This window comes from Streptomyces sp. CHD11 (assembly GCF_018638295.1).
Lineage (GTDB): Bacteria > Actinomycetota > Actinomycetes > Streptomycetales > Streptomycetaceae > Streptomyces.
In genome coordinates this window covers 1-14847 of record NZ_JABTTS010000055.1, presented here as the reverse complement: position 1 = coordinate 14847, position 14847 = coordinate 1, and the positions used below count along the sequence as shown (strand labels likewise).

Sequence of the window (14847 nt, the reverse complement as noted above, 5' to 3'; positions counted from 1 at the left end):
GCCGGGCCGGGACGAGGTACCGGGCCGCCGGGCCGGGACGAGGTACCGGGCCGCCGGGCCGGGACGAGGTACCGGGCCGCCGGGCCGGGACGAGGTACCGGGCCGCCGGGCCGGGACGAGGTACCGGGCCGCCGGGCCGGGACGAGGTACCGGGCAGACCTCGTCGGACTGCCCGCCCCCCGGCTCACGCCGAGCAAGCCGGGCTGCCGGGTGGGAAGGGGTGGGCCGTGGTGCCGGGCGGGGCGGGCGGCAGGACCGCGGGGAGTTCGGTGCGGCGGCTGATGCCGAGTTTGCGGTAGGCGGCCGTCAGGTGCGTCTCCACCGTGCGCCGGGCGAGGTGCAGCGACGCGGCGATCTCCGCGTTGGTCCGTCCCTCGGCCGCGAGAGCGGCGATACGGCGTTCGCTGCCGGTGAGCGCGGCCGCACCGGTGCGCGGGGCACCGGCGCGCCGCGCACCCCCCTCCTGGAGCAGTTCCCCGGCGACGGTGCGCAGCCGGACCGCACCGAGGCGTTCGGCCCGCTCCACCGCCTCGCGCAGCGCCTCCCGGGCGCGGGAGCGCTCCCTTGACGCGTGGAGCAGGCGGCCGTGGGAGATCAGGGCCGAGATCAGCTCCGTCCCGACCGGTCCGTCGCGCAGCAGCCCGACCGCGCGGCCGGTGAGTTCCAGGCCGTGCCGGCCGCCCGTCGCCTCACCGAGCACCCGCAGCGCGCGGCCCCGTACGCGGGGGGTGTCCCACACCTCGGCGAGCCGCAGTTCCTCCTCGGCGAGGGCCAGGGCCTCCTGTGGCCGTCCCAGCGCCAGCCGGCACTCGGCGGCGGCGACGCGCCAGGGCGCGACCACGGACCTGAACGCCTCGCGCGCCGTCTGGCGCCGCCCGCACTCCAGGAAGTCGTCCAGCGCCGCCGCCGGGTCACCCGCGGCGGCGCGCAGCTTCCCCCGCGCGTACAGGAAGCGGTGGGTCCGCCAGGAGTCCGGTGCCGTCCGCAGATCGAACCCGTCCACGAGACGGTCGGCCTCCTCCAGCCGTCCCGTCTCCACCAGCGCGATCACGGCCTGGGTGTGCGCGCTGGTCGGCCCGGGTCCGGACGGCCCGGACCCGGAGGAGCGGGCCCTCGGATCGGCGAGCACGGCGCCGAAGTCCGCGCGGGCCGCCGCGAGATCCACGCGCACATCGAGCAGCAGATGATGCATGGGGTGCATCAGGAAGGAGTCCAGCGTGTCCAGGGCGCGCCGCACCAGGCGTGCGGCCTCGTCGAGTTCGTCCGCCCACTGGGCCACGACGGCGGCCGTACCGAACAGGAACGGCTCGGCGAGCGGATCGGCCGGCTCCTCGACGAGCGCGCGGATCTGCGCCATCGCGTCCCGGGACGAGATCAGACCGGCCGTCGCCTCGTAGCGCACGGACAGCATCCGGTGGGCCGCGCCGATCAGGTCCGGGGTGCCCCCGTCCGGTAGGGACCGCCGCCGGTACTCCTTCCTCAGGACACCCATTTCCTCGTCGGACATCAGGACGGCGACGGCGCGCAGCGTGCGCACCAGTTCGGGCTCGTCCACCAGCCGGTGCTCCTCCTCCCGGAGCATGCGCAGCGCCGCCCGGGTCTCCCCGCTGCGGGACAGCGCCGTGGCCAGGGCCACCAACGCCCTGACCAGGTCACGGGGCCCGCCCGGCAGCCGTACCGCCTCGGTGAGCCGGGCGATGCCGCCGGAGGGGTACTCGGCGCACTCCAGCGAACCGAGCTGGATGAGGACGGTGGCCCGGCGGACGGGCGCCATCGGTTCGTCCAGGGCACGCCTGAGGAACGCCACGGCGCAGCGCGGGCGGCCCGCGCGGACCTCGTCGGACGCCGCCTCGACCAGCACGTCGACGGCCCAGGGCTCGGCCACCGCGGAGGCGTGCGAGAGGTGTCCGGCCACCACGGCGACCTCGGCGCCCCCGCGCATCAGCTCCTCGGCGGCGGTGCGGTGGGCCGCCCTGCGCCGGCCACTGCTCCAGCCGCTCAGCACCGCGTCGCGCAGCAGCGGATGGGCGTACCGGTGCAGTCCGTCCGCGCCCTGGTGCAGCAGGCCCAGGCGGGTCATCGCGGTGAACCAGCCCGCGACCCGGTCCGGGTCGGCCCGGGCCATCGTGGCGGTGATCCGGACCTGGGTGGCGAGGCGTTCCTCGGGGCAGCCCCCCGGACACCAGTCCCGCGCGGGGGCGGCGCCCGCACCGGCTCCCTGCGCGGACGGAGCCGGTGCCGGCACCGCGCACGCCGTCCCGCTCTCCAGCACGGCCAGGCAGCGGGCGACCCTGGCCGTCGCCCCGCCCGCCCCGGCCAGCCACCAGGACACGGCGTCCGGATAGCCGCCCGGGTACAGCGCGGCGCAGGTGTCCGGCAGCGACGCCGGGGGTGCGGATCCGCCGGCGGTGTCCCAGGACGACAGGTCGTCCAGCAGGGCACGCAGCAGCAGCGGGTTGCCCGCCCCGGCCCGTACGCAGTCGGCCACCCGGTCGGGCGCGGCCCCGGGGAAAGCGGCCCGGACCAGTCCCGTGGCGGCGGCGTCGCTCAGCGGGGCGAGGGTGTGGGTGCGGACGAGGGCGGGGGAGAGCCCGCGGGCCAGACCGGCACCGGGCGGATCGATGTCGTACTGGCTGCGCTCGGTGACCACGAGCAGCACCGGCAGCCCGTCGACGAGCCGGGCCGCCTCCGTCAGCCAGCCGCGCGAGAGCGGGTCGGCGGCGTGCACGTCGTCGACCGCCACGAACAGCGGTGCCTCCTGCGCGTACGCCTCCAGCAACCGCCACAGCAGCGCGGCCCGCGTCCGCTGGTGCGCGGCCCGTGACATGCCGGGGGACGCCGGGGGGTCGTCGAGGAAGTCCGCGTCCTCACCGAAGAGCTGGTGGACGACGCCCCAGTCCGTGCCGTTGTTCACCGGGGTGCAGCGCGCCCGCAGCACCCACATGTCCCGGGCCGCCGCCTGCTCCGCCCCGGCCCGCAGGAGCGCGCTGCGGCCGGTGCCGGTGGCGCCGCGCAGCAGGACCAGCCGGCCCGATCCCGCACGGGCGCGCTCGGCCTCCGCGGCCAGCAGGCGCAGGGCGTCGCCCCGTTCACTGAGGGCTTCCACTGAGGGCAACGGTTCCTCCTGGGCCGGGGCGGATGGGGGTCGGAGTACGGGCGGGGGCGGCGACCGCCCCCGCCCTGGAGGACGCGAATCCGGCCTGGCGGGTGCCCCGACGGGCCGCCCGGAACGGCCTGTTGAGGCAGGAATCACGAACCAGGGGTGAATCCATGCCATGGGTATGGACGAGGAGCCGCGGGTCGTGTTCCATTCCCGCAGGACTGTGCCCCGCCCCCGGGCCGGGACCAAAGGCGGCGCACCGGGGAAAGGTACGGCCGGGACATGGCCGACAGGTGCCCGGCCGGTGTGCGGCGGGCGAGATCTCGTGGTGTGTCTCGTGGTGTTCCACGATGGCCCCGTCCCACCCGGCACAGGAGTGTGTAACCGAAGCATCGGACGCGGACACCACCACGGTGCCCGCAACTCGGGTATGGGGACATCGGTTGCGCACCTCGTTGGGAACCTCACAGACGGTCCCGGCCGCCGGGCAGGCGACCCGGATCCCCGTGGTGGTCGACGCCCCGGACCCCATCTCCCGGGCCGGCGCGGCCAGTGAACTCCGCCGCCACCCGGTCATCGAACTGGTGGAGGACGGCCATCCCGGTCCGGACACCGTGGCCCTTCTCATCAACGACCACCTGGACGAAAACCTGTTGAGCCGGATGCGCAAGCTCGTGCGCAGTGACGGCAGCCGCGCCGTACTCGTGGTCGGCGCGATCCGGGAGAACGAACTCCTCGACGTGGTCGAGTGCGGGGTCGGCGCGATCGTCTGGCGCCACGAGGCCACCGCCCACCGGATGGTGCGCGCCGTCGTGGCGGCCTCCCGCGGCGACGGGGACCTCCCCGGGGACCTGCTGGGCCGGCTGATCAACCAGGTGGGCACGCTGCACCGCACCTCCGCGGGCCATCCCGGCGGCCCCGCCACGGGCCTGACGGCACGTGAGGCCGACGTCCTGCGGCTCGTCTCGGAAGGCCTGGACACGGGGGAGATCGCCACGAAGCTCTCGTACTCCGAACGTACGGTCAAGAACGTGTTGCACGGAATCACCACCCGGCTGCATCTCCGCAACCGCGCGCACGCCGTCGCGTACGCCCTTCGCGAAGGCTACATCTGACCGAACGGGCACTCGACTCGACCCCCTCGGGCAGCCCGCCGTGCCCGTCTCCGTTCCGCGGGCCGGCACACCGCCGCGCGACCACGGCACGATCGACGGGGTCCGGCGGCCCGGGGTCCGGCGGCCCCGGTGCCGCCCCGGTGTCCGGCCGCCGGTCGCCGGTTCGCCCGGCCGCACCACGCAGAGCAGGAGTACGACGGTGATCCACGAGGTGGACGAGGTCCTCAAGGGGCTTCTCAAGAGCGGCGCCCTGGCCGGCTCGGGCATCGAGGTGTCCCTGGACGCCCCGACCCGCGACTGGGCGGCCCGCCGCAACGCGCCCGCCCTCAACGCCTACCTGTACGACATCCGTGAGGAGGTCTCACGGCGCGAACGCGGCGCGGTCCCCGTCGCCGACGCGAACGGGCAGGTCGTGAAGCGCCGTCTGCCACCGCGCTGGTTCCGGCTGTCGTACCTGATCACCGCCTGGACCAAGCAACCCCAGGACGAACACCGGCTGTTGTCCGCCGTACTGGCGACGCTGCTGCCCCGCGAACTCCTGCCGCCCTCCGAACTCCCGCCGGGCCTGGCCTCGCTGGGACTTTCGGTGTCGATGACGGTGGCCGGGGTCCAGACCGAGTCGCGGTCGCTGGCCGAGATCTGGTCCGCGCTCGGCGGTGAACTCAAGCCGTCACTCGATCTGGTGGTCATCGTCCCGTTCCCGTCCTTCCCCGAGTACGACGCCGGACCGCCGGTCACCGAGGGCGCGGTCGTACGGATCCACTCCGTCGACGGCGCCCAGGACGACTCACCCGGGCGCGGTCACCGTCCGCACCAGATCGAGCGGGGGCGGCGCACCCGTTGAACAGCCACCCCCACGACCCGGCCGAGGCGCTCCTGGCGCGCGTCACACGGCTCCGGGAACGCGTCGCCCTGCTGGTCGAGCACCGCGCCGCCGGCGACCCGACGGCCGAGGACCCGCTCCGCGGTCTGTACCTGTCCGAGGAGGCCGTACGCCACCACCTCCACAGCACCCCCGCCCGGCCGGCACCCGACCGTCCCGGTGACGCGCAGCCGGGGGACGACGGACCCGAGGACGACGGGCCGGAGGGCGACGGGCCCCCCGGCGACCGGCTCGGTCCGCTCGCGCGGCGGCTCGGTCTGCGCCCGCTGGAGATCTCGGTCCTGCTCGTGGCACTCGCCCCGGACCTCGACCGCTCCTTCGAGCCCCTGTACGGCTACCTCAACGACGACGTGGGCCGGCGCCGCGCCACCACCGGGCTCGCGCTCGACCTCTGCGGCGCCCCCGTGCACCGGCCCGAGACCCGCGCCGTCTTCCACCCCTCGGCGCGCCTGCGGTCCCTGGCCCTGCTCGAGGTGGAGGAACCGGAACGCCCCTTCCTCAGCCGGTCGCTGCGGGTCCCGGGCCGGTTCCTCGCCCACCTCCTCGGCGACGACACCCCGGATCCGTCCCTCACCGGGCGGGCCCGCCCGCTCACCGTGCCGTCCGACGCGGACACACGGGGCGACGACCCCTTCACCGCGCGGCTCGCCGCCCGGCTGGCCGCCGCCCCCCTCACCGTCTACCTGCGCGAGCACCGTGAGGGCGAGGGCCTGGCGCACGCCGCGCGGGCCCTTCCCGACGGCGCCCTGCACTACGCCCCCCGCGGCGAGCACACCGGGGAACCGCTGGACGCCCTGCTGCGCGAGGCCCGGCTGCGGGACTGCGCGGTGGTCGTCTCCCCGCTGCCGGGTGACCCCGGGGCACTCGTGCGGGCACTGTCGGTGCCCGATGTGCCGGTGGTGTTCACCGGCTCCCGGCCGTACGACCCGCAGTGGTGCGACCACGACCCCCTCGTCCTCGACGCACCCCGGCTGGGAGCGGGCGCCGTGGACACCTGGGCCGCGGCGCTGAACGACACCGACGGCACTGACGGCACTGACGACACCGGCAACACCGGCAACACCGGCAACACCGACGACGGTGCCCGGCCGGATGCCCGAACGGGCACACCGGCCGTCCCCGCCGACGCCCTCGGCTTCGACCTCGCCGCCACCGTGGCCCCGTACCACCTGAGCACCGACCGGGTGGCGCGGGCCGTACGGGCCGCCCGGCGCCTCGCCGCGTTCGACGCCACCGCGCTCACCCCCGACCATCTCCGGCTCGCCGCCCGCCAGCAGTCGACCTCGGGTCTGGAACAGCACGCCCGGCGGATCCGGCCGGCGGTGACCTGGGACGACCTGGTGCTGCCCGGGGCGCCCCTGTCCCAGCTGCGGGAACTGGCCCGGCGGGCCCGGCACCGCGACCGGGTGCTCGGCGACTGGCGGCTCAGCGCCGGCGGCGGCCGGGGCCGGGGCGTGCTGGGACTGTTCGCGGGCGAGTCGGGCACGGGCAAGACACTGTCCGCCGAGGTCGTCGCCGCCGAGCTGGGCCTGGACCTGTACGTCGTGTCGCTGTCCTCGATCGTGGACAAGTACGTCGGCGAGACCGAGAAGAACCTCGAGCGCGTCTTCTCCGAGGCGGACCGCACCGACGCCGTCCTGCTCTTCGACGAGGCGGACGCGGTGTTCGGCAAACGGTCCGAGGTCAAGGACGCGCACGACCGGTACGCCAACATGGAGAGCGCCTACCTGCTCCAGCGCCTGGAGTCCTTCGACGGCATCGCGCTGCTCACCACCAACCTGCGGGCCAACATCGACGAGGCGTTCACCCGGCGGCTGGACCTGGTGGTCGACTTCCCGTTCCCGGACGCCGGCCAGCGGCTCGCTCTGTGGCGGCACAGCCTCTCCCGCGTGCCGTGCGAGGACGGCATCGACGCGCACGAGGTGGCGCGGGAGTTCGAGCTGGCCGGCGGTTCCATCCGCAGCGCCGTGGTCACCGCCGCCTACGCGGCCGCGGACCGGGGCGGGCCGGTCACCACGGCCGACCTGCTCGAGGGCGCGCGACGGGAGTACCGCAAGGCAGGCCGGCTGGTGCCGGGCGAGGGCACCTGGTAGTCACCCCGGGTACCCGGTGGCCGCCCCGTCCGGGGCGGCCGTGACGTCCGCGCCGGCCCGGCTCCCGCGGGGGCGGGGCGCCATCAGGCCCGTCTCGCACCGGCTGCCGGTGCCGGGACCGCCCGGCACCGGGTCAGGCGGGCCGCCGACACCGGGTCAGGCGGACCGCCCGGTACCGGGTCAGGCGGACCGCCCGGTACCGGGGCCGCCCGGTACCGGTCAGACCGACTGCCCGGTACCGGGGCCGCCCGGTACCGGTCAGACCGACTGCCGCTGCCACTTCTGGTTGGGCGTGTCCCCGCACGTCCACAGGTGCAGCCCCGTTCCGTTGGCGGTGCCGCTCCACATGGCGTCCACGCACTTCAGTGACTGCGGGTTGATGAGGTACTGCTCATCGCTCGTCACGAAGGTCTGGGCAGGGTTGCCGCTGCACCGGGCCAGCTGGATCAGGGCGCCGTCGTCCTTGGAGGCCCAGGCCACGTCCATGCACATGTCCATGGAGCGGACGGTGCCGTCGCCCCGGAAGTCCCACCGCTGGTTGGCGGCCTCGGGGTCGCAGTCCTGCAGCACCAGACCGGTGCCGTCCACTGCCTTGCCCTTCTCCAGCGGGACGGTGACGCACCGGTCGGAGCCGTTGCCCACGATGAGGTCACCGACCAGGGCGACGGACTCCTCCTCCTCCTGGCCACCGCCGTCACCGGACGACTCCTCCTCCTCGGAGCCCGCTCCGGCCGCGTCCCCGGTGTCCTCCTCCTCCTTCTCCGGCGCCTTCTCCACCTGCGAAGGACCGGCGCTCGGCAGGGCGGCGGGCGCGGACAGCGCGGGGCTGGGCACGGGTATCGCACCGGCCTCGGCCTGCGCCATCTGTTCGGTGGCCAGGGACCGGACGTCCGGCTTGTAGGTCAGCCAGATGATCACGAACGCGACCGCGAGCGCCAGGGTCATCCCCAGCACCGTGGCCAGCCATCCGGGCAGGAAGCCGCGCTGGACGAACTTCCCCTCCACCTCGAGCGGATCGACGCCCGACCGCTGTACCGCCAGCGTGTACGGGCGCTCCTGCTTCGAACCGAACCAGATGATCTCCCGCGGCTTCAGCCGCGTCTTGACGAACACCGCGCGTCCGGGCTCGATCTGCACGTTGCCCGGATCCAGGTCGTACGAGAGCTGGTCGCCGTTGTCACTGCCGCTGAGCGACGCGGTCACCTTGGTGTTCCCGAGGTTGTCCACCGCCAGCTTCGGACGCCCGCGCAGCCGCCCCTTCACCACCGGGGGCACCAACTCGGCCCGCACCTCGGTGAACGGAGTGACCGTCACATTCCCTTCGGGAACGGTGGTCGCCTCGGGATGCTCCGTGGGCGTGATCCGCACCGCGTACGGATGCGGCCCCGCCGCCGCGTCCGGCGTCCGCGGCACGGCGAACGACACCTCCACCGTCCCCGTGGTCCCCGGATACAACCGCAGCGTCTGCGGCTCCACCCGCGTCCACGGCGCGAGGTCCCCCACCGGCTCGAACCGGTATTCGTCCACCACGTCACCGGTGTTGCGCACCCGCAGCCGCACCGTCGCGCCGCCACCGGGATCCACCGTCGTCGACGCCGGCTCAAGAGAAGTCCAAAGGGTCACGCGCCGACGCTACGGGACCCGCACCGGGGGATCAGGAGACTCCGAGGCAGGGCCGACTGCCCGGAAAGGCACCCGGTTGCCCGCCCTGGTGCGGTACGCCGCCGGCCCGCGCGCCCGCCGGTGGCGGTACGTCCCGGCAGGAGTCCCGGCCACGTGCCGGCCAAGGTCCTGGCCAAGGAGGACCAGTCCGTGGACGCCCGTTCCCCGGACCCGCCGGTAACCGGACGCCGCTTGCCCTTCCGGGCAACAGGGGTGCCCGGACCACAGCACTCCCAGCCGTTCCACCCGGCGCGCTTCGCGCGTGAGGGTGGACGGCGTACTGACTTGTACCCCGAGGAGAGCAGAACATGCCGTCCTACCTGTCGCCGGGCGTCTACGTCGAGGAGGTGGCCAGCGGCTCGCGCCCCATCGAGGGAGTGGGGACTTCCGTGGCGGCCTTCGTCGGGCTCGCGCCGTCCGGCCCCCTGAACGAGCCGACCCTGGTGACCAACTGGACCCAGTTCGTCGCTGCCTTCGGTGCCTTCACCGACGGGTACTACCTGGCGCACTCCGTCTACGGCTTCTTCAACAACGGCGGCAGCGCGGCCTATGTGGTCCGCGTCGGCGGTGCCCCGGGCGGTGCCGCCGGTGAGACGTCCGGCGGCCCCGCCGAGGTGACCGGCTCGGCGGCGCCGGCCGCCCTGCCCGCCGGGAAGCCCCAGCAGCTCGGCACGTTCACCGTGACCGCCCTGGCCGCGGGCTCCGGCCCGCTCAGCGTCGAGGTCTCCGATCCCGAGGGCGAGGGTCCCGCCGAGCGGTTCAAACTCGTCGTCAAGGACGGCGACAGGCCCGTCGAGAGCTTCGACGTGAGCGCCAAGAAGAGCAGCCGTACCTACGTCGTCACGCAGGTGAAGGAGCGCTCCAAGCTCATCACCGTGCAGGAGGCGGCTCCGGCCGCGCAGCTCGCACGCCCCGAGAACCAGACCGTGGCCCTCGTCGCCCCGGCCGCCGCTCCCGCCGCCCCGGCCGTCACCGGCGGCGCGGGGAGCCACCCCGGCCCGGCCCAGTACCTGGGCGACTCGGCGGACCGCACCGGTTTCGGCGGGCTGGAGGCGGTGGACGAGATCTCCATGGTCGCGGTCCCCGACCTGATGGCCGCCTACCAGCGCGGGGCCATCGACCTGGAGGCCGTCAAGGCCGTCCAGCTCGGCCTGATCGCGCACTGCGAGCTGATGGGCGACCGGGTCGCCGTCATCGACCCGCCGCCCGGCCTGAACGCCCGTGACATCCGGGTGTGGCGCCAGGAGACGGCCGGCTACGACTCCAAGTACGCCGCGCTGTACTACCCGTGGGTCAAGGTCTTCGACCCGGCGAGCGGCCAGAGCCGGACGGTCCCGCCGAGCGGTCACATCGCCGGCATCTGGGCCCGCAACGACTTCGAGCGCGGCGTGCACAAGGCGCCCGCCAACGAGGTGGTGCGCGGCGCCGTCGACCTGGAGCTCCAGATCACCCGCGGCGAGCAGGACCTGCTCAACCCGATCGGCGTCAACTGCATCCGCTCCTTCCCCGGCCGCGGTATCCGCGTCTGGGGTGCGCGCACCCTGTCCTCGGACCCGGCCTGGCGCTACCTGAACGTCCGCCGGTACTTCAACTACCTGGAGGAGTCGATCCTGATCGGCACCCAGTGGGTGGTGTTCGAGCCCAACGACCACCAGCTGTGGGCCAGGATCCGGCGCAACGTCTCCGCCTTCCTCGTCAACGAGTGGCGCTCCGGCGCCCTCTTCGGCGCCCGGCCGGAGGAGGCGTACTACGTCAAGTGTGACGAGGAGACCAACCCGCCGGAGTCCGTCGACCTCGGCCGGGTCATCTGCGAGATCGGCATCGCGCCGGTCAAGCCCGCCGAGTTCGTGATCTTCCGGCTGGCCCAGTTCTCCAGCGGCAGCGGGGAGCTGGAGGAGTAGGGGAGGCCGTCCGGTCCTCTTCTCCGTTTCCCCGCGCTCTCCGCGCTCCCCTCTCCAGAAAGAAAGTAAGAACACATGAGTCTGCAGCCGGGTGACGCCCTCACGTCACACAATTTCGGCCTCCAGATCGACGGTGTGATGGTCGAGTACCTCGCCGAGGTCAGCGGCCTCAGCATCGAGCAGGACGTCATCGAGTACCAGCAGGTCTCGTCGCAGGGCAAGCCCGTCACCAAGAAGATGCCGGGTGTGAAGAAGGCCGGCACCTGCACCGTCGTCCGCGGTATGACCCAGTCCCCCGCGTTCAACACGTGGATCAACGAGTCGGTCAACGGCGCGATGACCACGGCCCGCAAGAACGCCACCATCATGGTGATGGACTACCAGAACAACCCGGTCAAGCGGTACAACATGCGCAACGCCTGGTGCAGCAAGATCGACACCAGCACGGTGAAGGCCGGCGAGGCCGCCGCGCTGACCGAGACCGTGACCATCACGTTCGAAGAACTGGTCATCGAGTAATGCGCCGCACCACCGCCCGGCCGGGATCCCTCCCGGCCGGCCCCGCCCCCGCGGACGGGACCGCACAGGGGCCGTTCGCGGAGAGCCCGGCGCAGCCGGAGCAGGCCGTCCCGGCGGACTCCGCCGGGACGGCCCCGGCGGGGTCCGCCGCCCCCATGGGCCAGGCGCTGCGCACCGAGTTCCCGTTCGAGCTGCCGCGCGGTTACGTCGACGACTCCGGGACCGTGCACCGCCACGGCGTGATGCGGCTCGCGACCGCCCGGGACGAACTGATCCCGCTGCGCGACGTCCGCGTGCAGGAGAACCCCGCGTACCTGTCGGTGGTCCTGCTCGGCCGGGTGATCACCAGGCTGGGGACGCTCCCGATGGTGCACGACGGGGTGGTGGAGAACATGTTCGCCTCCGACCTGGCGTTCCTCCAGGACTTCTACCGGCAGGTCAACGCCGAGGGCCACACCCGGGCCGGCGTGACCTGCCCCCACTGCGAGCAGCCGTTCGAGGTCGAACTCGGCGGGAGCCGCCTGGGGGAATCGTGACGTACGCGACCGACCGGCTGCACGAGGAGATCGCGTACATCGCCTACCACTTCCACTGGAGCCTGGAGAACATCCTGGACCTCGAACACGGCGACCGCCGCCGCTACACGGAGCAGATCACCTCGCTCGTCACCCGCGCCACGGCGGAGGGCTGACGCGCCATGGGACTCCTCGACCGGCTGCGGAGGAACGCGCCGGGGAGGCGGGGCGAGGCGGGCACGCCTTCCCCGTCCCCGGCCATGGACGCGGGTGCGACGGCGCGGGTGTCCGCGGGACCGGCCGCCGATGCCGGTGGCGGCGGGGTCGGCGGGGACGGTCTGCCCGCGGCCACCGTCGTGCGTACCGCCGGCTGGACCGGGCTGCCGCCGATCCAGCGGGCCACCGCCCGCCCCTCGTGGCCCGTCGCCGACGCGGGATTCGGCGGCAGGCTGAGCACCTGGCAGACCCCGGCCTTCACCGGCACGCTCTCCCACGCCGTGCTCGACGGCGCACCCGGCGGACTGGTCCAGGGCGTCCTCACCGCCTCGGCGCGGCCCTCGCCGGGACTCGAACTTCCCGCCCTCTCCCTGCCGGTCGCCGCTCCGGGCCATCCCGGCGACTCCGGCACCGGTCAGCCGGCCGACGGTACGGGGCCGCCGGTGCGGCGTGCGGCCGAACCCCTCGCCCGCCGCCCCTCGGGCCCGTCGGTCACCCCGGCGGCCCCCCCGGCCCCCCGGCCCGCGGGGCTGACCCGGACGACGGCCCCGGCGACGCCGGTCCAACGTCGTGCCCTGCCGGTCGCCGCGCCCCGGGCCAAGAGCGGCTCCGGCGCACGCCCTGCCGCTGCCCCGGCCTCCGCGGCTTCCCCGGCCACCGGGGGTGGTACGTCCTCCGGCACGCGTCGCCGGCCGCTGCTCGGCGCGCCCCTGACGGCCCCGCCGGCGGGTTCCGGCCCGCTCACGCCGTCCCCGGACGCCCCGGCCCCGGGCTCCCCGGCCCCCGGCAGCCCGAGCGGTGGGCAGGAGCCCGTGGTCCAGCGGGCCGTCCCGCCCGTGCGACCGGCATCCGGTACGTCCGGACCCGGCCCGGCGACCGCGTCCGCCGGGGACACCGGGCGAGCGGCGGCGGAACAGGCACCGGTACCGGTGTCTCCCGCCCCGGTCCCTCCGGTGCGCTCCCTGACGCCGGCCCGCGCGCTGGCTCCCGCCGTGCCGTCCGCGCTGTCGCCCGTGGCCCCGCACCTGCGTCCCGCGCCCGCGGCCGTACCTCTGCGACAGCCCGCGCCCGCCGTGCAGCGGAGGGCGGCCCGGTCCGGCGGCGGCACCCCGGGCATGCGCCAACCCGACGCCTCCGGCCCGTCGGGCGGCCCAGGAGCCGCGGGCGCCGGACTGCCCGGCACCGCGCCCGCGGACGCCGGCACCGGCACGGTCGCCCCTCCCGCACCGGCTTCCCCGCCCGCTTCCGTACCGGCTCCTCCGGCAGGCCCTTCAGTGACACCGGAGGTGCCGTCCGGAACGCCGGCGGTGCAGCGCACGCCGGCCGGTCCTGCCGGGAGCGCCGGGGGCGGCTCACCCGTGCCCGCGCCGGGCGCCGTACCCGTGACCGCCGTGCGGCGCCTCGCCCGGCCCGGCTCCACGACACCCGCGGCACCGCTCCGGCGGGTCCCGTCGGCCCCGGTGCTCCGGAGCGCGGACACCGCCGGGTCCCCCGGGCCCACACCCACGCCCGGTTCTTCCCCGTCCGCCGCCACCGCCGCCACCGCCACCGCCACCGCCGGCGAGGGCCCGGCCGCGCCCGGCGCCCGTCGGCCTTCCGGCATCCCCACTTCTCCCGCCTCTCCCGCCTCTCCCGCCGTCGTTCAGCGGGCCCGGAGTACGGGCACCGCGCCGCGGACCGGTGTCCCGGCCACGGCTCCGTCCGCGCGCACGACCACTCCCGGAACCGCCGCTCCCGCCGCGCCGCACCAAGCGGACCCCGCGACCGCGAGCCCGGCCGCCCCCGCTTCCGGACCCCGCGCCACCGCACCCGAGGGCACACCTGCCGTCCAGCGCCTGGCCAACCCCGGAACAACGGGCCCGACCGCCCCCGCCGCACCGCACCGCGCGGGCCCGGCGACCGCGGCCGCCCCCGCTTCCGGACCCCGCGCCACCGCACCCGGCGACACACCGGCCGTCCAGCGCCGTACCGCGGGCACGGACGCCCCCGCCGCCCGCACCGGCGACACACCCGCCGTCCAGCCCCGCACGAACGCCGCCGCGGTGACCCCGCCCACGACACCCGTGTCCACGCCACCCCCCGTCACTCTCGGCACCCCGGCCGGCGCACCACCGCCCGGGACGACGGCCCCCGGGGTCGTCTCCCCCGCCGTCCAGCGCCGTACGGGCCCCGGGAAGTCCGTGGGGGGAACCGTGGGGGGAACCGTGGAGGGCACCGAAAGCCGGGCCACGCTGCCGCCGCTCGGCTCCACCTCCGTTCCCGTGCGCAAGCCGATGCCTGGCCCGGTACCGAACAGCTCCGTCACCTCCCCGGCGCCGGCCGCCACGCCCGTCGGGCCCCCCATCCAGCGGCTCGCGGCGGGACGCTCCACACCGTCGGCCCCGTCCGCACCCGCTTCGCCCGTGGTCCAGCGCTCCGGTGCCGCCCGGCCGCCGGCCGGGTCTCCGGGGACCGCCGGGTCCTCCGGTCCGGCCGACGGCCACAGGAGCACGGCGTCCGCGTCCGGACCGGGCACGCGCCCCGGGACGGGCACGCCCGTGCGGCACCTCGAGCGGCCCGGGTCTCCGGCGCCCGCACAGCACCACGCGGCACTTCCCGCACCACGGGCCGGGGCCACCGCCCCCACACGGTCCGGCCTCGGCGCTCCCCTCCAGCGCCGCACCGCGTCCACGCCCACACCCCTGCCCACACCCCCGCCCGCGCCCGCACTGGACTCCCCTCGCGGAAACACCCCGGCCGCCCTCGGGCCCGTGCCCCCCTCCGGGCCCGCGTCGCCGCCGCCCGCCCCCGGGCAGTCCGTGCCGACCGGTGCGCAGCCCCCCGCCCCCGCCCCCGCCCCGCGC

General features: G+C 75.4%; 10 protein-coding genes. 7 read left to right on the top strand and 3 right to left on the bottom strand.

What is annotated here, in order from left to right:
* Nucleotides 1-184: 184 nt before the first annotated feature.
* Nucleotides 185-3106 carry an AAA family ATPase gene (locus HTV45_RS32625; RefSeq protein ID WP_308309814.1) on the bottom strand — a complete coding sequence of 974 codons (2922 nt, stop codon included), beginning with the start codon at nucleotides 3104-3106 and terminating at the stop codon, nucleotides 185-187.
* 449 nt (nucleotides 3107-3555) lie between these two features.
* Between HTV45_RS32625 and HTV45_RS32620 the strand changes: the two genes are divergently transcribed.
* The 3 genes from HTV45_RS32620 to HTV45_RS32610 all read left to right on the top strand — a co-directional run bounded on the left by HTV45_RS32620 (nucleotide 3556) and on the right by HTV45_RS32610 (nucleotide 7191).
* The gene (locus HTV45_RS32620; RefSeq protein WP_251693349.1) at nucleotides 3556-4215 is read left to right on the top strand and encodes a response regulator transcription factor; all 660 of its coding nucleotides are present in this window, start codon (nucleotides 3556-3558) and stop codon (nucleotides 4213-4215) included.
* 199 nt (nucleotides 4216-4414) lie between these two features.
* A complete protein-coding gene (locus HTV45_RS32615; RefSeq protein WP_215209515.1) occupies nucleotides 4415-5059 on the top strand; it encodes a DUF4255 domain-containing protein in 645 nt (214 codons plus the stop codon).
* Complete coding sequence (locus HTV45_RS32610) at nucleotides 5056-7191, top strand: ATP-binding protein (RefSeq protein WP_215209514.1); 2136 nt, start codon at nucleotides 5056-5058, stop codon at nucleotides 7189-7191. The genes HTV45_RS32615 and HTV45_RS32610 overlap by 4 nt, the downstream gene beginning before the upstream one ends.
* 258 nt (nucleotides 7192-7449) lie before the next feature.
* Here HTV45_RS32610 and HTV45_RS32605 read toward each other — a convergent pair whose 3' ends face one another.
* Nucleotides 7450-8814, bottom strand: a complete 1365-nt coding sequence (locus HTV45_RS32605; protein ID WP_215209513.1) for a ricin-type beta-trefoil lectin domain protein — start codon at nucleotides 8812-8814, stop codon at nucleotides 7450-7452.
* Between the two features lie 347 nt (nucleotides 8815-9161).
* Between HTV45_RS32605 and HTV45_RS32600 the strand changes: the two genes are divergently transcribed.
* From HTV45_RS32600 to HTV45_RS32585, 4 genes are all read left to right on the top strand, one after another.
* Nucleotides 9162-10754, top strand: coding sequence for a phage tail sheath subtilisin-like domain-containing protein (locus HTV45_RS32600; RefSeq protein WP_215209512.1), 1593 nt, complete (start codon nucleotides 9162-9164; stop codon nucleotides 10752-10754).
* A gap of 75 nt (nucleotides 10755-10829) precedes the next feature.
* Entirely contained in the window at nucleotides 10830-11273 is a 444-nt protein-coding gene (locus HTV45_RS32595; protein WP_215209511.1) for a phage tail protein, read from the top strand.
* Nucleotides 11273-11809 (top strand): hypothetical protein, encoded by a 537-nt coding sequence (locus HTV45_RS32590; protein WP_215209510.1) that lies wholly within the window; start codon nucleotides 11273-11275, stop codon nucleotides 11807-11809. Before HTV45_RS32595 ends, HTV45_RS32590 begins: the two co-directional genes overlap by 1 nt.
* Nucleotides 11806-11964 (top strand): DUF6760 family protein, encoded by a 159-nt coding sequence (locus tag HTV45_RS32585; protein ID WP_215209509.1) that lies wholly within the window; start codon nucleotides 11806-11808, stop codon nucleotides 11962-11964. The genes HTV45_RS32590 and HTV45_RS32585 overlap by 4 nt, the downstream gene beginning before the upstream one ends.
* Nucleotides 11965-13646: 1682 nt before the next feature.
* Here HTV45_RS32585 and HTV45_RS32580 read toward each other — a convergent pair.
* The gene (locus HTV45_RS32580) at nucleotides 13647-14537 is read right to left on the bottom strand and encodes a hypothetical protein (RefSeq protein ID WP_215209508.1); all 891 of its coding nucleotides are present in this window, start codon (nucleotides 14535-14537) and stop codon (nucleotides 13647-13649) included.
* Between the last annotated feature and the right edge of the window lie 310 nt (nucleotides 14538-14847).